Origin of the sequence: Trinickia acidisoli, assembly GCF_017315725.1 — a bacterium.
Taxonomy (GTDB): domain Bacteria; phylum Pseudomonadota; class Gammaproteobacteria; order Burkholderiales; family Burkholderiaceae; genus Trinickia; species Trinickia acidisoli.
The window spans coordinates 677,205-698,985 of sequence record NZ_JAFLRG010000001.1 but is presented as its reverse complement, the minus strand read 5'-3'; the positions used below and the strand labels follow the sequence as shown (position 1 = coordinate 698,985).

20 protein-coding genes are annotated in these 21,781 nt (G+C 66.0%); 6 read left to right on the top strand and 14 right to left on the bottom strand.

The genetic code is table 11. The annotated features are described in order from the left end of the window. Positions 1 to 6: 6 nt before the first annotated feature. From leuS to J3485_RS03250, 5 genes are all read right to left on the bottom strand, one after another. The gene (gene leuS, locus J3485_RS03270; RefSeq protein ID WP_206951146.1) at positions 7 to 2,601 is read right to left on the bottom strand and encodes a leucine--tRNA ligase; all 2,595 of its coding nucleotides are present in this window, start codon (positions 2,599 to 2,601) and stop codon (positions 7 to 9) included. Between the two features lie 148 nt (positions 2,602 to 2,749). Further along, entirely contained in the window at positions 2,750 to 3,226 is a 477-nt protein-coding gene (locus J3485_RS03265; protein ID WP_206951145.1) for an ExbD/TolR family protein, read from the bottom strand. Between the two features lie 32 nt (positions 3,227 to 3,258). Continuing rightward, positions 3,259 to 4,044 (bottom strand): MotA/TolQ/ExbB proton channel family protein, encoded by a 786-nt coding sequence (locus tag J3485_RS03260; protein ID WP_206951144.1) that lies wholly within the window; start codon positions 4,042 to 4,044, stop codon positions 3,259 to 3,261. Positions 4,045 to 4,097: 53 nt separating this feature from the next. Next, on the bottom strand, positions 4,098 to 4,895 hold the full coding sequence (dapB, locus tag J3485_RS03255) for a 4-hydroxy-tetrahydrodipicolinate reductase (RefSeq protein WP_206955615.1): 798 nt from the start codon (positions 4,893 to 4,895) through the stop codon (positions 4,098 to 4,100). A gap of 170 nt (positions 4,896 to 5,065) precedes the next feature. Continuing rightward, positions 5,066 to 5,914: an outer membrane protein assembly factor BamE gene (locus J3485_RS03250; protein WP_242538467.1), complete on the bottom strand. Its 849-nt coding sequence runs from the start codon at positions 5,912 to 5,914 to the stop codon at positions 5,066 to 5,068. Between the two features lie 124 nt (positions 5,915 to 6,038). On the opposite strand from J3485_RS03250, the gene fur reads away from it, so the two are divergent. After that, positions 6,039 to 6,467 carry a ferric iron uptake transcriptional regulator gene (gene fur, locus J3485_RS03245; protein ID WP_206951143.1) on the top strand — a complete coding sequence of 143 codons (429 nt, stop codon included), beginning with the start codon at positions 6,039 to 6,041 and terminating at the stop codon, positions 6,465 to 6,467. A 141-nt stretch (positions 6,468 to 6,608) separates the two neighbouring features. On the opposite strand, the gene gap is transcribed toward fur, so the two are convergent. Both gap and tkt read right to left on the bottom strand, forming a co-directional pair. After that, the gene (gap, locus tag J3485_RS03240; RefSeq protein ID WP_206951142.1) at positions 6,609 to 7,619 is read right to left on the bottom strand and encodes a type I glyceraldehyde-3-phosphate dehydrogenase; all 1,011 of its coding nucleotides are present in this window, start codon (positions 7,617 to 7,619) and stop codon (positions 6,609 to 6,611) included. A 124-nt stretch (positions 7,620 to 7,743) separates the two neighbouring features. Continuing rightward, positions 7,744 to 9,765 carry a transketolase gene (tkt, locus tag J3485_RS03235; protein WP_206951141.1) on the bottom strand — a complete coding sequence of 674 codons (2,022 nt, stop codon included), beginning with the start codon at positions 9,763 to 9,765 and terminating at the stop codon, positions 7,744 to 7,746. A gap of 255 nt (positions 9,766 to 10,020) precedes the next feature. Between tkt and speE the strand changes: the two genes are divergently transcribed. Further along, on the top strand, positions 10,021 to 10,881 hold the full coding sequence (speE, locus tag J3485_RS03230) for a polyamine aminopropyltransferase (RefSeq protein ID WP_206951140.1): 861 nt from the start codon (positions 10,021 to 10,023) through the stop codon (positions 10,879 to 10,881). Positions 10,882 to 10,948: 67 nt separating this feature from the next. Continuing rightward, positions 10,949 to 11,716, top strand: coding sequence for a 16S rRNA (uracil(1498)-N(3))-methyltransferase (locus J3485_RS03225; protein WP_374192432.1), 768 nt, complete (start codon positions 10,949 to 10,951; stop codon positions 11,714 to 11,716). A 117-nt stretch (positions 11,717 to 11,833) separates the two neighbouring features. On the opposite strand, the gene J3485_RS03220 is transcribed toward J3485_RS03225, so the two are convergent. The 3 genes from J3485_RS03220 to J3485_RS03210 form a co-directional block, all read right to left on the bottom strand. Then, the gene (locus J3485_RS03220) at positions 11,834 to 12,394 is read right to left on the bottom strand and encodes a barstar family protein (protein ID WP_206951138.1); all 561 of its coding nucleotides are present in this window, start codon (positions 12,392 to 12,394) and stop codon (positions 11,834 to 11,836) included. A gap of 16 nt (positions 12,395 to 12,410) precedes the next feature. Then, complete coding sequence (locus J3485_RS03215; RefSeq protein WP_206951137.1) at positions 12,411 to 12,863, bottom strand: ribonuclease; 453 nt, start codon at positions 12,861 to 12,863, stop codon at positions 12,411 to 12,413. A gap of 366 nt (positions 12,864 to 13,229) precedes the next feature. Further along, a complete protein-coding gene (locus tag J3485_RS03210) occupies positions 13,230 to 15,536 on the bottom strand; it encodes an NADP-dependent malic enzyme (RefSeq protein WP_206951136.1) in 2,307 nt (768 codons plus the stop codon). A gap of 188 nt (positions 15,537 to 15,724) precedes the next feature. Here J3485_RS03210 and thiL point away from each other — a divergent pair, with 188 nt between their 5' ends. The 3 genes from thiL to J3485_RS03195 are packed head-to-tail and all read left to right on the top strand — an operon-like array spanning position 15,725 to position 17,867. After that, positions 15,725 to 16,726, top strand: coding sequence for a thiamine-phosphate kinase (gene thiL, locus J3485_RS03205; protein ID WP_206951135.1), 1,002 nt, complete (start codon positions 15,725 to 15,727; stop codon positions 16,724 to 16,726). Further along, positions 16,716 to 17,312 carry a phosphatidylglycerophosphatase A family protein gene (locus J3485_RS03200; protein WP_206951134.1) on the top strand — a complete coding sequence of 199 codons (597 nt, stop codon included), beginning with the start codon at positions 16,716 to 16,718 and terminating at the stop codon, positions 17,310 to 17,312. The genes thiL and J3485_RS03200 overlap by 11 nt, the downstream gene beginning before the upstream one ends. Positions 17,313 to 17,366: 54 nt before the next feature. Beyond that, a complete protein-coding gene (locus J3485_RS03195) occupies positions 17,367 to 17,867 on the top strand; it encodes a CinA family protein (RefSeq protein ID WP_206951133.1) in 501 nt (166 codons plus the stop codon). Positions 17,868 to 17,895: 28 nt separating this feature from the next. On the opposite strand, the gene pyrF is transcribed toward J3485_RS03195, so the two are convergent. The 4 genes from pyrF to J3485_RS03175 form a co-directional block, all read right to left on the bottom strand. Next, positions 17,896 to 18,720, bottom strand: a complete 825-nt coding sequence (gene pyrF, locus J3485_RS03190; RefSeq protein WP_206951132.1) for an orotidine-5'-phosphate decarboxylase — start codon at positions 18,718 to 18,720, stop codon at positions 17,896 to 17,898. A 114-nt stretch (positions 18,721 to 18,834) separates the two neighbouring features. Next, on the bottom strand, positions 18,835 to 19,887 hold the full coding sequence (locus tag J3485_RS03185) for an aldose 1-epimerase (RefSeq protein ID WP_242538651.1): 1,053 nt from the start codon (positions 19,885 to 19,887) through the stop codon (positions 18,835 to 18,837). A gap of 149 nt (positions 19,888 to 20,036) precedes the next feature. Continuing rightward, complete coding sequence (locus tag J3485_RS03180) at positions 20,037 to 20,933, bottom strand: SMP-30/gluconolactonase/LRE family protein (protein ID WP_206951130.1); 897 nt, start codon at positions 20,931 to 20,933, stop codon at positions 20,037 to 20,039. Continuing rightward, complete coding sequence (locus J3485_RS03175) at positions 20,930 to 21,718, bottom strand: SDR family NAD(P)-dependent oxidoreductase (protein ID WP_206951129.1); 789 nt, start codon at positions 21,716 to 21,718, stop codon at positions 20,930 to 20,932. Before J3485_RS03175 ends, J3485_RS03180 begins: the two co-directional genes overlap by 4 nt. Positions 21,719 to 21,781 lie beyond the last annotated feature (63 nt).

Below are 21,781 nucleotides of genomic sequence, written 5' to 3'. Positions count from 1 at the left end.
GCGCCTTCAGACGACGATGTTCACGAGCCGACCGGGCACGATGATGATCTTCTTCGCGCTCTTGCCTTCGCTGAAACGCGCGAACATCTCGTGCGCCAGCGCCGCGGCTTCGATCGTCTCACGCGACGCATCCTTGGCGATCGTCAACGCACCGCGCACCTTGCCGTTCACCTGCAGCACGAGTTCGATCTCGGCCTGCTCCAGCGCCTTCTCATCGACCTTCGGCCACGGTGCGTCGAGCAGCGTCCCGAATTCGTCGACGAAGCCGAGCGTCTGCCACAACGCGTGAGTCACGTGCGGCACGACAGGGTACAGCACGCGCAGCAGGACGCCGTAGCACTCGCGCAGCACGCTCGGGCGCGCGAGCTTGGCGTCTTCCAGCGCGTTGAGCATCTTCATCGCGGCCGAAACGACCGTGTTGTACTGCAGCCGCTGGTAGTCGAAATCAGCCTGCTTGAGTACACCGTAAATCTCGCGGCGCAGGGTTTTGTCGACCTGCGCGAGCTGAGCCGCGTCGAACGTGTCGCGCGCGATGAGTTCGGCTTGATTGGCATGGCCGAACGTCCACACGCGGCGCAAGAAGCGACTCGCGCCCTCGACGCCTGAGCCCGACCACTCGAGCTGCTGCTCGGGCGGCGCGGCGAACATCGTGAACAGGCGCGCCGTATCGGCGCCGTGTTGATCGATCAGCACTTGCGGATCGACGCCGTTGTTCTTCGACTTCGCCATCTTCTCGACGCCGCCGAGCACCACCGGCTGGCCGTCGGCATGGAGCGTCGCACCGATGGGGCGCCCCTTGTCGTCGTGCTCGACGGTGACGTCGGCCGGGTTGTACCAGGTCTTCTTGCCCGCGGCGTCTTCACGGTAGAACGTTTCGTTCAGCACCATCCCCTGCGTGAGCAGGTTCTTCGCCGGCTCGCCGAACTTGACGAGCCCCATGTCGCGCATCACCTTCGTCCAGAAGCGCGAATAGAGCAAGTGCAGAATCGCGTGCTCGATGCCGCCGATGTATTGATCCATCGGCATCCAGTAATCGGTGCGCGCATCGACCATCGTGTCCGCATCGTGGCACGTGTAGCGCGAGAAGTACCAGGACGAATCGACGAACGTATCCATCGTGTCCGTCTCGCGCTTGGCGGGCGCGCCGCACGTCGGACACGCGCAGTTCACGAACGCCGCCGACTTCGCGAGCGGGTTGCCCGTGCCGTCCGGCACGAGATCCTCGGGCAGCACGACGGGCAGATCCCGCTCTGGCACCGGCACGTCGCCGCACGAGGCGCAGTGGATGATCGGGATCGGCGTGCCCCAATAGCGCTGGCGCGAGATGCCCCAATCGCGCAGACGCCAGGTCACTTGCTTGTCGCCGAAGCCAAGCGCCTGCAGATCGGCGGCGACAGCGTCGACGGCCTGCTCGTATCCCATGCCGTCGTAGCGTCCGCTATCGACGCAAGCGATGCCTTCCTTGTCGCCGTACCACGCCTGCCACGCGTCGGTCGAATAGTCGCAGCTCGCCTTCGCGATCACTTGCTTGATCGGCAAACCGTATTTCTTCGCGAACGCGAAGTCGCGTTCGTCGTGCGCGGGCACGCCCATGACCGCGCCTTCGCCGTAGCTCATCAGCACGTAGTTGCCGATCCACACTTCGACGCGCGCTTGCGTGAGCGGATGCGTGACGAAAAAGCCCGTCGGCATGCCCTTCTTTTCCATCGTGGCAATCTCGGCCTCGGCCACGCCGCCATGCCGGCACTCGTCGATGAACGCTTGCAACTCGGGCTTGCCCTGCGCCAAGCGCGCAGCCAGCGGATGCTCGGCCGCGATCGCGCAGAACGTGACGCCCATGATCGTGTCGGCGCGCGTCGTGAACACGCGCAACAGCTTACGCTCGCCGTCGAGCTCGTACGGGAAGCCGAAATTCACGCCGAAACTCTTGCCGATCCAGTTCTGCTGCATCACCTTGACGCGCTCGGGCCAGCCGAGATCGTCGAGATCGTTCAGCAACTCATCGGCGTACTGAGTAATACGCATGTAGTACATCGGGATCTCGCGCTTTTCGACGAGCGCGCCCGAGCGCCATCCGCGCCCGTCGATGACTTGCTCGTTCGCGAGCACCGTCTGATCGATGGGGTCCCAGTTCACCGTACCGGTCTTCTTGTAGACGATGCCCTTTTCGAGCATCTTCAGAAACAGCCACTGGTTCCACTTGTAGTACTTCGGATCGCAGGTGGCGACCTCGCGCGACCAGTCGATCGCGAGCCCCATCGACTGCATCTGCCGCTTCATGTAGGCGATGTTGTCGTAAGTCCATTTCGCGGGCGGCACGCCGTTGGCCATCGCCGCGTTTTCGGCGGGCATGCCGAAGGCGTCCCAGCCCATCGGCATCAACGTGTTGTAGCCGTTCATCCGCAGATAACGGTACATGACGTCGTTGATCGTGTAGTTGCGCACGTGCCCCATGTGCAGCTTGCCCGACGGATACGGCAGCATCGAGACGCAATAGAACTTCGGCTTGCCGGCGACTTCGGCCGAGCGGTAAGCGTTCGACGCGCGCCAATCTGCTTGGGCGGCGGCTTCGATGTCGGCGGGTAAATATTTTTCTTGCATGGCGGTGGTTCGGGCTGGGCTGTCGTGGCGCCTTGCAATGCGGGCGCGGCAATACGTCGAGATGCGATTTTCCCCGCAAATGGGGAAAACTTCGATTATACCGTTCGGCCGAGCGCAAGCCGCATGCGCGGCGCGTGACGGCCGGTCGTTACGGCTTGGCGGGCACGGCCGGCGCGGTGGGCACCGTGTCCGTGCTCGGCGCCGCACCGTCGCGCGGCGGCTCGGTCACGAAGCCGATCCGATCGAGCCCCGCCTGCTGCGCGGCGCCCATCACCTGCGCGATGATCTCGTAGCGCGTCGAGCGCGCAGCCCGCAGGTGAAGCTCGGGCGGCGTGCCGGCCTTACCCGCTTGGGCGAGACCCGCACGCACGGCGTCGAGCGACATCGGCCGACCGTCCCAATAGAGCCGACCGGCGTCGTCGATCGAAAGAGTGATCGTGTGCGGCGTTTGCGGCGCCGGCGCGGCAGCGACCTTCGGTAGATCGAGCCGGATCGCGTGGGTGAACAGCGGCGCCGTGATGATGAAGATGACGAGCAAAACGAGCATGACGTCGATCAGCGGCGTCATGTTGATGTCGGCCATCGGCGCGGCCGAGCGCTCTTTGTCGAATCCGCCGAATGTCATGATCGCCCCCTCGCGCTAGCTCTGCGTCGTCGTCAAGCGCGCGCCTTGCGCACCGGCTCGCTCGCCTGCTCATGCGCCGGCGCGGCGCCGAGCCGTTCGGAGGCGCCGCGCGCCGGCGGCGCCTCCGCGCCGCTCGGTGTCGTGTCTTTTTCATGCGCCTGCGGCGCGCACACGTACGCATGCAGATCGTGCGCGAAACCGTCCAGTTCCTCCGATAGCTGCCGCTGCATCCTGCCGAGGACGTTGTAGGCCAGCACGGCCGGAATGGCGACGACAAGGCCGAAAGCCGTCATGATCAGCGCTTCGCCGACCGGCCCCGCGACGTTCTCGATCATCGCTTGTCCGCTCGCGGCGATGCTGCCGAGCGCGTGATAGATGCCCCACACGGTACCGAGCAGGCCGACGAACGGCGCCGTGCTGCCGACCGAGGCGAGCAGCACCTGCCCGAACTCGAGCCGACGCTGCGACGCAAGCAGCGCCTCTCGCAAGGCGCGCAGCACGCGCTCCCCGCGCTCGACGCGCGCGAGCATCGCGGACGGTGCATGAACCTCCGACGCCTCGAGCGCCGCCTCGGCGAGCGGCGTGAATACACGCTCGCGATCCGCGCCGCGCAGTGCGAGCACGCCGTCGGAGAGCGTCGCCGACTGCCAAAACAACGCAAGTGCACGGGGCCCTTGGCGCTTCGCCCGCACGAGCATCCAACTCTTGACGATCAGAAAGCACCAGCTTGCGATCGACATGGCCAGCAACACATAGGCGACGCCGTGCGTGAGCGCGTCGCTCGATTGCAAGTAGTGAACGATGCCCGTGTTTTGCATGCGAATCCCAAAGCGAGAACAACGCGCCGGCGCGCGTTACGCGATCGGCGCGATCAGCGCAGACCGAGTACGTCCTGCATGTCGTAAAGGCCGGCGCCGCGTTCGGCGAGAAAGTGCGCGGCCCGCAGCGCACCCTGCGCGTACGAGACGCGGCTAGCCGATTTGTGCGTGATCTCGATACGCTCACCGGTACCGGCGAACAACACCGTGTGATCGCCGACGATATCGCCGCCGCGAATCGCCGAGAACCCGATCGTCGACGGATCGCGTTCGCCCGTCACGCCCTCGCGGCCATAGACCGCGCATTCCTTCAAATCGCGGCCGAGCGCGCCGGCGATCGCTGCGCCCATTGCGAGCGCCGTGCCCGACGGCGCATCGACCTTATGGCGGTGATGCGCCTCGATGATCTCGATGTCGTAGCCGGTGGCGAAATGGCGGGCAGCGAACTCGAGCAGCTTGAGCGTCACGTTCACGCCCACGCTCATGTTCGCGGCGAAGACGATCCCGATTCGCTCCGCGGCAACGCGCACGGTGTCGCGCTGCGCGTCGGTCATGCCGGTCGTGCCGATCACGAGCTTCGTGCCGTGGCGCAGCGCGGCGTCGATGTAGGCAATCGTGCCTTCGGGCCGCGTGAAATCGATGAGGCAGTCGGCTTTCGCGAACACCTGCTCGACGTCGTCGGTCAGTGCAACGCCCGTGCGCTGCCCGAGGAATGCGCCGGCGTCCTCGCCGAGCTGCGGTGAGCCCGACCGATCGAGCGCGCCCGCAAGCGTCGCATCGGGATCGTTCAGGACGGCTTCGATCAACATCCGGCCCATCCGGCCCGATGCGCCGGCGATGGCGATTTTCATCGGCAACATGCATACCCCTTTTCAATGACGGGCCGGCCATGGCGGCCTCGGTCGGCTGCGCCTTCAAGGCGCCTCGAAAAACAAAAAGCGGGCGGCGCACCTTGCGCACGGCCCGCCCGAGGGCCGGCTCGCGCGTGATGCGCGTGAACCGGCCGAGAAAGAACGAACGATCAGCCGCCCGTGCTCGACGCGCCCTGCTGCGCGGACGACATCGACTGTTTGCCCGCACCGTCGGTACTCGACTGCGTGCCGGCCGGGCCGACCGGGTTGCTCTGATCAGGCGATGACGGCTGCGGCGCGCGGTGGAACTGGAACTGCGGCGTCGCGCTCGGCAGCCCGTTCGATGGCGCCGGCCCGCCCGAGCGCACGGCCGGCGTGGTGGGCGCTTGGTTCGTCGCGCGGTTGGCCGCTTGCGCTGCCTGCGCGTTCGCCGCCTCGGTGCTCTGCTCGCTCGCGCCGGCCTGCGCCGCGCCACTGGCCGGTTGCGCGGCCGCGGCCGCACCTGCGGAGGCAGCCGATGACGCCGATGCCGACACAGCCGCGGCCGCGCTCGGCGCCGGTGCACTCGCGGCTTTGCTCTTCTTCCCGCGCTTGTCGCCGTCGATGTCGGCGAGCAACTCCAGATTGGACGGCAGATCCTCGCCGCCCGACCAGTTCACGACGTGATCGTCCTTGAAGTTGACGACGAAATCGCGCTGCTGCACGACCGCCGTGGAGCCGCGCTTGAAGTAGAAGACGTAGTCCCAACGCTCGTCATGGAACATGTCCGTCAAGAGCGGCGTACCGAGCGTCGTTCTGACTTCGTCGCGCGTCATGCCCACGCGCATCTTCGAGGCCGCTTCCTTGGAGACGAAGTTCCCCTGCACGATGGTGATGCGATACGGCGTAATGCTTTGTGCGACTCGCTGCGTGAGGCTGTCGTAGGTCGAACATCCCGCAACGAGCGCGACCGTCGAGGCAGCGATCAACAGCTTGCGCACGTGACTCCCCCCGCGCTTCATAAGAAAATTTGGACTCATTTCACCCACCGTGCGGGCCCTTTATTGACGATCGCCGGGCCGCGCGAGTTTCATCGAAGATGACCGGAACAGCAAAAACCCATTACTATTCGAATCGTGCATTGTACTCTAGGGATGCCTAGCCATGACCAATCCGACCGATCTCAAAAACATCGGGCTCAAGGCGACCCTACCGCGCCTCAAAATCCTCGAAATTTTCCAGCGCAGCGCCGTGCGGCACCTGACGGCCGAAGACGTCTATCGCAACTTGCTCACCGAGGAACTCGACATCGGCCTTGCCACTGTTTACCGCGTCTTGACGCAGTTCGAGCAGGCCGGCCTGCTCTCGCGCAGCAATTTCGAATCGGGCAAAGCCGTGTTCGAGCTCAACGAGGGCACGCACCACGACCATCTCGTGTGTATCGACTGTGGGCGCGTCGAGGAGTTCTTCGACCCCGAGATCGAAAAGCGCCAACAGAAGATCGCTGAAGAACGCGGCTTCAAGCTGCAAGAGCATGCGCTGGCGCTTTACGGCGTCTGCACGAAGCAAGAGTGCCCGCACCGCAAGCACTGACCGCGAGCATTGACGTCGCGGCGTGCCCGCTTCGCTTCCCCGCGTGCCATGGCCCATACGAAAGAGCCGCCTGTGGGCGGCTCTTTCGCTTAACGGCTCGGGCCCGCTCGCCGCACGGATCGCAGGCCCGGCGCAACCGGCTTACTTGGCCGTCGCGAGTGCGACCGCCGTATCCAGCATGCGGTTCGAGAAGCCCCACTCGTTGTCGTACCAGCTCGACACCTTCACGAGACGGCCGGACACCTTCGTGAGCGTCGCGTCGAACGTCGAGCTCGCCGGATTGTGGTTGAAGTCGATCGAGACGAGCGGCGCCGTGTTGTAGCCCAGAATGCCCTTGAGTTCACCCTCAGCCGCATCCTTCATGATCGCGTTGATTTCTTCGACCGTCGTGTCGCGCTTGGCGATGAACGAGAGGTCGACGATCGATACGTTGATGGTCGGCACGCGGATGGCGTAGCCGTCGAGCTTGCCGGCCAGTTCGGGCAGCACGAGGCCGATCGCTGCGGCGGCGCCCGTCTTCGTCGGAATCTGGCTGTGCGTGGCCGAGCGGGCGCGGCGCAGGTCTTCGTGATAGACGTCGGTCAGCACCTGGTCGTTCGTGTACGCGTGCACGGTCGTCATCAGGCCCGACTCGAGACCGATCTTGTCGTTGAGCGGCTTGACGAGCGGCGCAAGGCAGTTCGTCGTGCACGACGCGTTCGAGATCACCGTGTGCTCGGCCTTCAACGTCTTGTGGTTCACGCCGTAGACGATCGTCGCATCGACGTCCTTGCCGCCCGGCGCCGAGATCAACACTTTTTTCGCGCCGCCGGCCAGATGCGCGCTCGCCTTTTCCTTCGACGTGAAAAAGCCCGTGCACTCCATCACGACGTCGACACCGAGTTCGCCCCAAGGCAGCTCGGCCGGATTGCGGTTCGCCAGCACGCGGATCTTGTCGCCATTGACGACGAGGTTCTCGCCCTCGACCGCCACGTCGCCGGGGAACGGGCCGTGCGCCGTGTCGTACTTCGTCAGATGAGCGTTCGTCTTCGCATCGCCGAGGTCGTTGATCGCGACGATCTGCAGATCGTGCTTCTTGCCGCTCTCGTAGAACGCACGCAGCGTGTTGCGGCCGATCCGGCCATACCCGTTGATTGCGACGCGTACCGTCATGATGGTTCTCCTGAAATTGGGGCTGAAAAAACCTGTCGTATCTCATCTTCCCGGCACACCGCGGGGCGGGGCCGCGCCCGCCATGCGCCGGGAAGCCGTATTGCGTCTTCCCGCGAGTCTATCGTTACTCGAGCGCCGCCTTGGCCGCTGCGACAACGTGCTCCACGGTAAAGCCGAAATGCTTGAACAGCACACCGGCCGGAGCCGACTCGCCGAACGTATCGATGCCGACCACGCCGCCCTCCAAGCCGACATACTTACGCCAAAAATCGGTCACGCCCGCTTCGATCGCGACACGGCGCACACCCTTGGGCAGCACGCGCTCACGGTACTCGGCGTTCTGGCGGTCGAACACGGTGGTGGCCGGCATCGAGACGACGCGCGCCGCGATGCCTTGCTGCGCGAGCGGCTCGACGGCGTTCAGCGCAAGTTCGATTTCCGAGCCTGTCGCGATCAAAATGATCTTGCGCGCGACGATCTCGTCGTTCCAATCGCGCAGGACGTAACCGCCCTTGGCGATGTTGGCGATTTGCGCATCGGTGCGTGTCGAGAACGGCAGATTCTGGCGGCTGAAGATCAGGCACGACGGGCCCTGATACTCGACGGCTTGCGTCCAGGCAACAGCCGTCTCGACCGTGTCGGCCGGGCGCCAAACGTGCAGGTTCGGAATCAGGCGAAGGCTGGCGACGTGCTCGATCGATTGGTGCGTCGGGCCGTCTTCGCCGAGGCCGATCGAATCGTGCGTGAAAACGAAGATCGACGGCGACTTCATCAGCGCCGCGACACGCAGCGCATTACGGCTGTAATCGGAGAACGTGAGGAACGTGCCGCCGAACGCCTTGTAGCCGCCGTGCAGCGCCATGCCGTTGATGGCGGCGCTCATGCCGAATTCGCGCACGCCGTAGTTGATGTGGTTGCCCCACACGATGCCGTGCTCGCCGGCGCGCACGGGCTTGCTCGCCTTCCAATTCGTGAGGTTCGAGCCCGTCAGATCGGCCGAGCCGCCGAGCAGTTCGGGCAACACGGCGGCCAGACCCTCGATCGTCTGCTGCGATGCCTTGCGGGTGGCCACCGTTTCCGCGCGCTCGTTCGCGCCGGCGATGATCGCTTGCGCCTTGGCCGCCCAATCGGCCGGCAGCTTGCCGCTCGCGCGGCGCTCGAATTCAGCCGCCTCCTGCGGATACTTCGCACGGTATTGCGCGAACGCGTCGTTCCATTGCGCTTCGCGCTGCGCGCCCGCTTCCTTCGCATCCCACGCCGCATAGACTTCTTGCGGAATCACGAACGGCTCCCACGTCCAGCCGATCGCCGCGCGCGTAGCTGCGATTTCCTGCGCGCCGAGCGGCGCGCCGTGCGCATCGTGACCGCCCGCCTTCGTCGGCGCACCCTTGCCGATCACGGTCTTGCAGCAAATCAGCGTCGGCTTGTCCGCGCGCTTCGCTTCCGCGATCGCCGCGTCGACCGCCTGCACGTCGTGCCCGTCGACATGGCGGATGACGTTCCAGCCGTACGCTTCGAAACGCTTGGGGGTGTCGTCGGCGAACCAGTACTCGACGTGGCCGTCGATCGAAATGCCGTTATCGTCGTACAAGGCGATCAGCTTGTTCAGCTTCAGCGTGCCCGCGAACGAACAGGCCTCGTGCGAAATGCCTTCCATCAGACAACCGTCGCCGAGGAACACGTACGTGTGGTGATCGACGAGTTTCGCGTCGGCCTTATTGAATTCGGCCGCGAGCAGCGATTCGGCGAGCGCCATGCCGACGGCGTTCGCGAGACCTTGGCCGAGCGGGCCCGTCGTCGTCTCGACGCCCGGCGTGATGCCGTACTCGGGGTGGCCCGGCGTTTTCGAGTGCAGTTGGCGGAAGTTCTTGAGCTCGGCGAGCGGCAGGTCGTAGCCCGTCAGATGCAGCAGCGAATAGAGCAGCATCGAGCCGTGGCCGTTCGAGAGCACGAAGCGGTCGCGGTCGGCCCAGTGCGGATTGGCCGGGTTGTGCTTGAGGTGGCGCGACCAAAGGGCGACGGCGATTTCGGCCATGCCCATCGGCATGCCCGGATGGCCGGAGTTCGCTTGTTGCACGGCATCCATCGCGAGCGCGCGAATCGCGTTCGCCATGAGAGCGGTGGGAGCGGGAGACGAGGTCGTCATGTCGAGTCCGGAGAACGAGTCGAGAAAGCGTGGCGCGCGGCGGACCGCTGCTCGTGTTCGATCACCGCCCGCGCGGGCGGGGCACCGCCGCGGCGCGAAGCGGGAAGAGCAAGCGGACAGGGCTGCAAAGCGCGTTATTCTAACAGATGGTGCCCGCTCCTTCCCCGACCCGCGCGGGGCCAAGCCTTCCGGAAGGGCCGTGCGGCGGCTCTATAATTCGATCATTGCGACTCGCTCGCGACCGCTCGCCCGCCCGTGTTTTCCCGCACCGATCCGCCGCTCCTCTTTCATCCCGCGCCCGGCGCCGCCTACGGCTTTCCCGGCGCGCACCGCGTTGCGCACGTCGATTCGACCCATCAGCGGATCGAGGTATGGGACACGCCGCAACTCGGCCTGCTGTTTACGCTCGACGCGCGGCCGATGACCTCCGTCGGCGACGAGTTCGTCTATCACGAATGCATGGTGCATCCGGCCGCGCTCGCGCATCCGGCGCCCAGCAAAGCGCTCGTGCTCGGCGGCGGCGACGGCGGCGCGGCCCGGCAACTGCTCGCGCATCCGAGCATCGAACGGATCGTCATCGCCGAGCTCGACGAGGCCGTCGTCAGCATGGCGCGCGCGCATTTGACCGACGTGCACCGCGGCGCGCTCGACGACGCGCGCGTGCAGCTCGTCATCGGCGACGCCGCGCGCTTCGTCGCCACGGCTAGCGAGCGCTTCGATCTCGTCGTGTTCGACCTGACGCCGCCCGACTCGCCCGCCGCGGAGCTCTACACTCCCGCCTTCTATGCACGGCTGAAAACCGTGCTGGCGCCGCGCGCGATGCTGTCGATGCATCTGGGCTCCGCCCAATTCCACCTCGAGCGGGCGGCCGCCCTGGTGCGGGGCCTGCGCGCGAGCTTCGCCATCGTCGACGTGATGTCCGCATTCGTGCCGCTCTACGGTTCGCTCTGGCTCATGGCCCTCGCGAGCGACACGCTCGACGCCGCCTCGTTGTTCAAGCACGACATCGAAGCGCGCCTCGCGGCCCGCCGCATCGAGACGTTGCGCTACTATGACGCCGCGCTGCATCCGGCGCTGTTTGCGCTGCCGCGTAGCGTCCGCGCCGGTTTGCGCTAGCCGGCGCCGCCGGGCGCGCGCCGCACGGCGCCTGCGCACGTCATCGCTCATCGCTCATCGCTCATCGATTTCGAACATTTTCGAACGCCGCTTTATGCCTCGCTTTTTCGTCGACTCCGACTTCCAATCCGGCGACGCCGTCGCACTACCCGACGAGGTTGCCCGCCACGTCCAAGTGCTGCGCCTGACGACCGGCGACGCGCTGACGCTGTTCAACGGCCGCGGCGGACAATACGAGGCCAGGCTCGTCGAGGTCGGGCGCCGCAACGCGCTCGCGCAGATCGGCGCGTTCGCGTCCGTCGAAGTCGAGGCGCCCTATCGGATCACGCTCGCCCAAGGCATCGCGGGCGGCGACAAGATGGATTGGCTCATCGAAAAGGCGGTCGAGCTCGGTGTGTCGCGCGTCGCGCCGCTCGCCACGGCCCGAGGCGTCGTGCGGCTATCGGCAGAGCGTGCGAGTCGCCGTCATGCGCACTGGCAAGGCATCGTGCGGGCCGCGTGCGAGCAATGCGGACGCAACCGCATGCCCGAGGTCGATCCGGCATGCGACTTGTACAATTGGCTCGAGATGCTCCCCAGGTCCGGCGACCCCGGCGCGCTACGGCTCATGCTTTCGCCGCGCGCCAGCATCGCGTTCGAGACCCTGCCCGGCACGCCGCCGAGCGCCGGCGTCACATTGTTGATCGGCCCGGAGGGCGGCCTGTCGCCCGAGGAGGAAGACGCTGCCGTGGCGCACGGCTTCACGCCGCTTTCGCTGGGCCCGCGCGTGCTGCGCACCGAAACGGCGGGCATGGCGGTGCTGGCCGCGCTCGCCGCGCGCTGGGGGGGATGGTGAGGCACTGCCATGAAAACGAAGGCCCGCTCACCGGCGGGCCTGGCTGAGAGAACAACGCGAACGACGCGAACGACGCAAGCGGCGCGACGCTACGCGCGCGCCGACGTCAAGCAAGCGTCACGCAAACGAATAGAAGACGCGGAAGGTGACCTTGCGCTCTGCCCAAAATTCGGAGGCTTCGCGAAACACGTCGAGCAGCGTCTCGCGCCCTTCCTTGTCGAACTTCTGCGCGATCGGCAAGCCGTCGAGGACGATGACGAAGCCCGGCTGCGCGCCCGCTTTGTGCACGAGATCGGTCAAGCAATCGTAGAGCGCGTCGTAGTTCTTGCCGAAGTGCTTCGGAAACAGGAACGACGTGGCGATCGTCTCGAGCACTTCCTGCTTGGACGCGGCCTGCCCGCAGTAGGCATAGAGAAAGTGCTGCCCGAGCCGCTGGGCTTCGTCGGCGAGGTCCTGCACGCGAAACGCCCTGATCGACTGGACAAGGTTCGGTCGCACGGTCGCGAAAAGGCTCATAGGCTCCTCGCTCGGTGAATGCCGGGATGCCGCGTCGCCCTGCTCGCTCTGGCCTTGCTCGGCCACGCGCATTTGCATGACACGCTGAAAAAGATTGCCGTCGCCGGCCGCGAACAGATCCGTCGCGACTGCGGTGTCGTGCGCGTAGACGTCGTCGCTCATGCCGTTCATCCCAATGTCATTCAACAATGCGTTTAAAACTGTTGTAGTGGTCGTCTGAATAGAAGCAGTTGTCGATCCGCCTCAAAGGGCCGCCGCACACGATGCGGCGCGCGCCGCGACTTCTCGCTCGCGGCGTGGGAACCGTGTACTCATGGTAGTAACCGCGCCGATGCGGCGGCAGCAGCCGCTCGAAATTGCCGAACACGACGCCATCCTTTGCATACGGATAAGGGCCGCCGGCTGCGATCGACCTCAAAGTGGCGACCGCTTCGGGCGGCAACTGCGCCGGCTCGATCGTGCCCGCATTCTCTGCCGGCAACCGCGGCACCTCTCGCGCAAACGCGACAGGCACAGCGAACAAACCGCCCGGCAAGCCAATACCGCTCCAGCCGGCCACGGCCACGAAGGCCGCGAGCGCACCGTGACGAAGCCACTTCCCCGCTCGTTCGCGTGTTCCCGCGCGTGTCATCGGCCAGAGTTCCTGCTGCTCGATCGAAAATGAACGACCACGAAAAGCGTAAGGGTATCTCTAACGCCCCCCGGACGCAATCTTTGTGTGGAAAATGAAAGGTTTAGCGAGATTTCGGGGAATTTCCGTCAGTCCTATTTATCCTTTTTTGGATAAAATTTATCGCAACCGAGATAAAATTGTGCTCGACGGTGCCCGATGCGGTGAGTCTTTGCCTCCTCACCGCGGCTTCGTGCAATCGGAAATCGTCGTTTCACGCATTTGGGGCGGTAGCCTCTCTTTTCGCCCCCGGCGTGCCCGCAATGGGCACGCCGTTTTTTCTTCGCTTTTTCTTTCTATGGCCGCGGCTTATTGCGCGGCGACACCTCAGCGCGCGATTGCGCTGACGTCGGCCACGAGCAGAGCCGTCATGTTGACGATGCGCCGCACCGTCGCCGATTCCGTCAGCACGTGCACGGGCTTGGCAGCGCCGAGCAGGATCGGCCCGATCGCGATGTTGTTGCCGGCCGCGGTCTTGAGCAGGTTGTACGCGATGTTGGCGGCATCGATGTTCGGCAGGACGAGCAAGTTCGCCTCGCCCTCGAGCGTCGACTCGGGCAGCACCTCGCGCCGCAGCGCCGGATCGAGCGCAACGTCCCCATGCATTTCACCGTCCACCTGGAGGTCGGGCGCGCGCTCCCTGATCAGCGCGAGCGTATCGCGCATCTTTTGCGCAGACGGCGCATTGCTCGTCCCGAAATTCGAGTGCGAGACGAGCGCAACCTTCGGCTCGATGCCAAAACGACGCACCTCTTCGGCGGCCATGATCGTGATCTCCGCCAATTCCGCCGGGGTCGGGTCGACGTTCACGTGCGTATCGACAAGGAAAATCTGGCGGCCCGGCAGGACGAGACCGTTCATCGCGCCGAACACATTGCAGCCCTCGCGCTTGCCGATCACTTGGTTGATGAAATGCAGATGGCGGTGCGGCGTCGAGATCGTGCCGCAGATCATGCCGTCGGCCTCGCCCTTTTTCACGAGCATCGAGCCGATCAGCGTCGTGCGCCGGCGCATCTCGACCCTCGCCAACTGTTGGCTGATGCCCTTGCGCGCCATGAGGTGGTAGTAGTCCTGCCAAAACTCGCGGAAGCGTTCGTCGTGCTCGGTGTTGACGACCGTGAAATCGACGCCCGGCGTCAGGCGCAAGCCGTAGCGCTCGATGCGATGTTCGATCACGGCCGGGCGGCCGATCAAAATCGGCGTGGCGAGCTTTTCGTCGACGACGATCTGCACGGCCCGCAGCACGCGCTCTTCTTCGCCCTCGGCGAAGACGATGCGCTTCTTGCCGGACTCGACGCTGCGCGCCTGCTGGAAGATCGGCTTCATCGTCGTGCCGCTGTGATAGACGAACTGCTGCAAGTGCTGCTTGTAGGCGTCCATGTCCTCGATCGGCCGCGTCGCCACGCCCGAATCCATCGCGGCTTGCGCGACGGCCGGCGCGATCTTGACGATGAGGCGCGGATCGAACGGCTTCGGGATCAAATACTCGGGCCCGAACGAGAGATCCTGGATACCGTACGCGGTGGCGACGATGTCGCTCTGCTCCTGGCGCGCCAACTCGGCTATCGCGTTGACGGCCGCGATTTCCATTTCGCGCGTGACCGTCGTCGCGCCGGCATCGAGTGCGCCGCGGAAGATGAACGGAAAGCACAGGACGTTGTTGACCTGATTCGGGTAGTCGGTGCGTCCCGTCGCGAGAACGGCGTCGGGACGCACTTCGAGCGCGAGCTCGGGCAGGATCTCGGGCGTCGGATTGGCGAGCGCGAGGATCAGCGGCTTTGCGGCCATGCTCTTGACCATCTCGGGCTTGAGCACGCCGGCCGCCGACAGGCCGAGGAATATGTCTGCCCCTTCGATGACCTCGGCAAGCGTGCGCGCCGACGTTTCGCGCGCGAAACGCTCCTTGTCCGGGTCCATCAACTCGGTGCGGCCTTTGTAGACCACGCCGGCCAAATCGGTGACGAGGATGTTCTCAAGCGGCAGTCCGAGATCGACGAGCAGGTCCAGACATGCGAGCGCGGCCGCACCGGCACCCGAGGCGACGAGCTTGACCTTCGCGATGTCCTTGCCGACGACCTTCAGGCCGTTCGTCACCGCCGCGGCGACGACGATGGCGGTACCGTGCTGGTCGTCGTGGAAGACGGGGATCTTCATCCGCTTGCGGCACTCGCGCTCGACGATGAAGCAATCGGGCGCCTTGATGTCTTCGAGATTGATCCCGCCGAACGTGGGCTCGAGTGCGGCGATGACGTCGATGAGCTTATGCGGATCGGATTCGTTCAATTCGATGTCGAACACGTCGATGCCGGCGAACTTCTTGAACAGCACCGCCTTGCCTTCCATCACGGGCTTCGACGCGAGCGGGCCGATGTTGCCGAGGCCCAGCACCGCGGTGCCGTTCGTGACGACGCCGACCAAGTTGCTGCGCGCCGTGAAGCGCGCCGCGTTCAGCGGATTCTCGACGATTTCCTCACAGGCGAACGCGACCCCCGGCGAATACGCAAGCGCGAGATCGCGCTGGTTGATCATCTGCTTCGTCGGCGCAATGGCGATCTTGCCCGGCGAGGGAAATTCGTGATAATCGAGCGCGGCTTCGCGCAGCTTCGCTTTGGCGGTGGTGGAATTCGTAGACATGAGGTTCGAGAGGTCCAGTCTTGTTACGCGGATTAGAATAAAGTTTCGACGCATTGTAGCGCCATTCGCCCCCCGTCCCGGCAGCCCTGTCCGTCCGGCCAGGTGCGTCCGCGCCGCGAACGCGCCGCGCGTAGACGCAACCGCGCACCCCGCTCACCCTTTACTCGTCCCCTTGACTCCGCTTGCCTATGTCCCTTTCCGAATTCGCGCTGATCGAACGCTTCTTCGCTCAGCGCGCGCGCTCCGGCCCGCAGCGCGCCGAATTAGGCATCGGCGACGATTGCGCGCTGATCGCCCCCGAACCGGGTGAGTTGCTGGCCGTTTCGACAGACATGCTCGTCGAGGGCCGGCATTTCCTGGCGAGCGCCGAGCCGCAGGCGCTCGGCCACAAGACGCTCGCCGTCAACCTGTCGGACCTCGCGGCGATGGGTGCGAAGCCGCGGGCGTTTACGCTCTCGCTCGCGCTCGAAACGCCACGCGAGGTGTGGCTCGAAGCGTTCGCACAAGGCCTGTTCGCGCTGGCCAACCGGTTCGATTGTCAGTTGATCGGGGGCGATACGACGCGCGGGCCGTTGAATCTGTGCGTCACCATCTTCGGCGACGTACCCGCGCAAGGCGCATTGCGTCGCGACGGCGCGCGCGAGAACGACGACATTTGGGTATCGGGCACGCTCGGCGACGCGCGAGCCGGGCTCGGCATCTTGCGCGGCGAATGGCCGGAGGGCCTCTTCGATGAACGCGAGCACGCCGCGTTGCGCCAAGCACTCGACCGGCCCGAGCCGCGCATCGCGCTCGGGCTCGCGCTGCGCGGACTCGCGCACTCGGCGCTCGACGTCTCCGACGGGCTGGCGGGCGACTTGCTCCACATCCTCGAGCGCTCGCGCGCGCGAGCGTCGATCGACGTCGACACCGTCCCCATATCGAGCGCGCTGCGCAAGCTGCCGCTCGATACGCAGCGGCGCTGTGCGCTCGCCGGCGGCGACGATTACGAGCTCCTCTTCACGGCCCCACCGCACGCACGCGAAGCGATCGCAGATGCCGGCGAGCGCGCGAACATCGCCGTGACGCGGATCGGTACAATAAGCGCCCTGCGTCATGCAAGCGAGGCGCCGACGATTGCGTGGCACGACGCCTCGCAGGCGCCGCTTTCGCTGACGCTGCACGGCTTCGACCATTTCGATGCAAACTGATCCGACCGACCCAACGCTTCCCGGCGGCACACCGCCCGCTTCGGCCGCCGCGCCCTCCGTGTCCGCGCCGCCGGCGCCGGCCTCGTCCTCCGCCCGGCCGCCCAAGCGCCGCGCGAGCGCGCGCTTCATGCGCTCGCATCCGCTGCATTTCTTTTCGCTGGGCTTCGGCAGCGGGCTCTCGCCCGTGATGCCGGGGACGATGGGAACGCTGTTCGCGTGGGTATCGTTCGCCGCGCTCGACGGCCGTCTCACCGTCGCGGCGTGGGCCGCGCTGATCGTCCTGGGCTTCGTCGCCGGCATTTACATGACCGGCTTCACGGCGCGCCGGCTCGGCACGGACGACCCCTCCCCCGTCGTCTGGGACGAAATCATCGCGTTCTGGCTCGTGCTGCTGTTCGTGACGCCCGAAACGTTCGTCGGCCAGCTATGGGCGTTCCTGCTGTTCCGCTTCTTCGACATGGTCAAGCCACCGCCGATCCGCTACTTCGACCGCCACGTCAAAGGCGGCTTCGGCATCATGCTCGACGATCTCGTCGCCGCGTTCTTCACGCTGCTCGTGATCGCCTTGTGGCGCATGACCATTTGACCATTCGAGGTCACGCAACCTTCGTCCGCCCTCCGCCCAGCCGAGATCATTGCAATGCCCACCGATTCCGTCGTCCATCAACTCGCCGTGCGCGCCGGCAACAAGCTGCGCGAGACGCGCCTTTTACTCGCGACCGCCGAATCGTGCACGGGGGGCATGGTCGCTACCGCTGTCACGGACATCTCGGGCAGCAGCGGTTGGTTCGAACGCGGCTTCGTCACTTATTCGAATCAAGCCAAGACGGAGATGATCGGCGTGCCGGCCGAACTCATCGACAAGCATGGCGCCGTCAGCGAGAGCGTCGCCCGGGCGATGGCGGAAGGCGCGCTGCGCAACAGCCGCGCGCAGGTATCGCTCGCGATCACGGGCGTGGCGGGGCCCGGCGGCGGCACGGAGACGAAGCCCGTCGGCATGGTTTGCTTCGCTTGGAGCAATCGGCTCGAAACGTCGGCGCAGACGCTCGTCTTCAAGGGCGATCGCGAGCAGATTCGCGCACAAGCGGCCGCGCACGCGCTGCGCGGCCTGCTCAAGCATATCGACGAGCACGAACGCTAACGGCACCCGTTCGTCAGCAGCGCGCGCATCAAAGGTAGGCGTTGATCTTGTCGCGCGTTTCTTGCGCGGCGCGCGCGGCCGCCTGCGCAAACGCCTCATCCTTGCCCGCGTACAAAATCGCGCGCGACGAATTGATCATCATCCCCGCTCCCGCGCTCGTGCGGCCGGCACGCACCGTCGCCTCGACGTCGCCGCCCTGGGCGCCGATGCCCGGAATCAACAGCGGCATGTCGCCGACGATCCCGCGCACGACCTCGATCTCGTTCGGAAACGTGGCGCCGACGACGAGCCCGAGTTGCCCGCTCGCATTCCATTTCTCGGCCGCCAGCGAAGCGACGACTTGATAGAGCGGCCGCCCACCCGTTTCGAGAAACTGCAAATCGGAGCCGCCGGGGTTCGACGTCCGGCACAGCACGATGACGCCCTTGCCTGCGTGCGCGAGATACGGCTCGATCGAATCGAAGCCCATGTACGGATTGACCGTCACCGCATCGGCCCGATAGCGCTCGAACGCCTCGCGCGCGTATTGCTCGGCCGTGCTGCCGATGTCGCCGCGCTTGGCGTCGAGCACGACCGGCAGCCCAGGGTGACGCTCGTGAATGTGCGCGATCAGCGCTTCGAGCTGGTCTTCGGCCCGATGCGCGGCGAAATAGGCGATCTGCGGCTTGAACGCGCTCGCGAACGGCGCCGTCGCATCGACGATGTCGCGGCAGAATTCGAAGATCTTGTCGGCGCGTCTCGCAAGCGCGGCCGGAAAGCGCGACGGTTCGGGATCGAGGCCGACGCACAGCAGCGAGCCCGTGCGCTGCCAGGCCTCGCCGAGCGAGCGGGCGAACGAGTAGGAGATGGTCATGACGAAAACGGGACGCGTCCCGGTGGCGGGAAAGGCCCGTATTCTACCCGCGCAAGGGCCCTCGCCGGCATCGTCCGGCGCACGCCGATGAACGCGGTGAATGCTCGGGCCCGCCTACCGCCCGACCGGCTCGACCGTGAAGCGAAACTCGCGCGCGAGCGTTTCGCCCGGCGCCAGCACCGTCATGCCGTGCTCGCACGCGCCGCCGGGTAGGTTGACGGCATTGATCGGATGATCCACGGGCTCGAAGCAAAAGAAATCCTCGCCGGGCGGCGTATAGAGCACGTAGTAATCGGCGTTCGCCTCGACCGTCACCGACAGCCGCTTGCGCGGCCAAACGACGGCGGCCCGGCCGCTCCATTGCGTGAAAGCGTGGTTGACGAGCGCGTCGGGTAGCGGATAGGCCACGCCGAACTCCCAGGCCGGCGGCACCAAGACGTGGCGCACGGGCAGCCAATCGGGGCCCGATAGCCACAACCCGCTCGCCGCCGCGGAAAGCCGCGTGTCGGCGTCGCGCGCGAAGAAAGGATGAAGCCCGAGCCCGAACGGCATCGGTTCGCGCCCGGCGTTTTCGACGGCAAGCGTCACGGCAAGCGTCGCGTCCTCGAGCGCATAGCCGAGCGTCGCGCGATAAGCGTACGGCTTCGCTCGTTCCCGCTCGAGCGCGAGCGTCGCATGCGCGTCGCCGCGTTCGACGACGCGCCAGGCGCGCAGCCATCCGTCGCCGTGAATCGGCAGCGGCTCCGCGCCTCGATTGCGCGGCACGGTAAAATCGCGCCCGTCGAAGTGAAATCGTGCGCGGCCGATCCGGTTCGAGTAAGGCACGAGTGGGTAACAGGCGAGCGCGTTCGGATCGGTGTCAGATCGCACCGCCGACGCGCAGGGGCGGAAAATCGGCGTCGGCAGCCCGCCATCGCCGTGCCAATCGAAACGCGTCATGCCTCCGCCCAGTGCCGGCGCGAGATCGACCCGCAATTGCGCATTGGCGAGCGTCAACTCGGCGCTTTCGTGCGTGCCGGCCGCCGCACGCGCGATCGCCGATGTGTCCGGCCCCGAGCGCACCGGCTGCACGATCGCCGCCAGTTTCGCATTGCGCACTTCCGCGCGCGTGCTGTGCGTGTCCGACACGCGTGCGCGGCGCGTTTCAGGCGCACGCGCCCCCCTCATGGCGATGGCATCGGTATTCGCTGCGGTCATGATCAGCTCCGTCGAGAGGCGCCAAGCCGGCGGCGCCGGCTTGGCAGTGTACGAAGGCGTGTCTTTTGCCGCCTTTGACTCATGTCGATCGTTTCGGTTTAACCCGGCCGGCCCGGGGTTTACCGCCACTGCCCGAGAAACACGGGCTCCGGCAACCCGCGCCGCCGGCTCGATGCGACGAAAACGCCGCCGGCGCCAGGCTCGGCCGCCAGCGAGATCCCATCGAGCTCGTCGCGCGCGGTCGTCACGTAAAGCGTGGCCAGATGCGGGCCGCCAAGCGCAACGCAACTCGGCTGACTCACCGGCAAGCTGACGCGCTCGGTCTCCTTCCCATCCGGCCCATAGCGCACCACGCGCGCGCCGCCCCACTGCGCGTTCCACAGCCCGCCTTCGGCATCCACGGTCGAGCCGTCCGGCCCGCCGTCGGCATCGACGAGCCGCGTGAAAACGCGCACGTTGCCGAGGGTGCCGTCAGCGCCGTAATCGCAGGCGAGAATTTCGCGCGTCGGCGTATCGCAGAAGTACATCGTCGCGCCGTCGGGACTGAACCCGATGCTGTTCGAGATCGCCGGCGTCGGTAGAGGCAGCCTCTCCAGCGACAAATCATGGCCGAGCCGATAAAAGCCCCCGACCACGCGAACATCGCCCCCTTCGTACTTGGTCCCGAAGACGAACCGCCCCTGCCGGTCGCAGCGGCCGTCGTTCAAGCGCGTGTCGAGCCCGGGCTCGACGTCCGCGATCCGGTGCAGCTCGCGCGTCGTCAGATCGAAAAATGCCAAATGCGTCGCGAGACCGAGCAACAGGTAATGCGGATCGGCGCACAGCGCGAACGTCGCCAGCCGCTCCGGCATGGCCCAGCTCGCGCGCTCGCCCGTGTCCGGGTCGTAGCGATACAAGCGCGCGCCCTCGATGTCCGTCCAATAGAACCGGCTCGTACGCGCGCACCAGGTGGCTCCCTCGCCGAGCGCGCATCGCGCATGCACGGCGAGCGTCGCCCGATAGCCCTCGGTCCTCATGCCCAGCCTCCGTCGACGATGAAGTCCTGGCCCGTCACCATGCGGCTGTCGTCGGCTGCCAGAAAGAGCGCCATGCGCGCCAAATCCTCGGGCAGCAACTCGCCGTCGAGACACTGCCCTTCCTTCAGCGCGCGTTTGCCCGCTTCGTCGAGCCAGAGCCGTCGCTGCTTGTCCGTTAGGACCCAGCCGGGCACGAGCGCATTGACGCGGATGCCGAACGGGCCGAGATCGCGCGCGAGCGCCCGCGTCAGCCCTTCGATCGCGGCCTTGGCCGTCAGATAGACAGGCATGCCGCCGTTCTTGAGCATCCAGCTAATCGAACCGAGATTGATGATCGAGCCGCCGCCCGCGCGCTTCATGTCCTCGACGACGGCCTGCGCCGCGAAGAACTGGTGCCGCAGATTCACGGCGATGCCGGTGTCGAACGAGGCCGGCGTCACCTCGGCGAGCGAGTGCCGCACGTCGTTCGCCGCGTTGTTGACGAGCACCGTGATCGGGCCGAACGCGCCTTGCGCATCGGCGATCGCGCCGCGCAGCGCATCGATGTCGGTCACGTCGCACGCGAGAAAGAGCGGCTTTTCGCTCGCATCGCCGAGTGCATCGGCGAGTGCCTCGCCCGCGGTCGTATCGATGTCGCAAAACGCAACGCGCGCGCCTTGCAACGCGAAGTGCTGAACGAACGCAGCCCCGATGCCGGTCGCGCCGCCCGTGATGAACACGGTGCGACCGACGAGGCTCGGATAACGGGCATAGGGGCCCAGTTGCGGATGGTCGGGAAGCGCCATCGTGAAAAATCTCCGTAAGACAGCGGGTCCGTGTTCAGGCGCGGACCCGTGTGCGGCAATCGC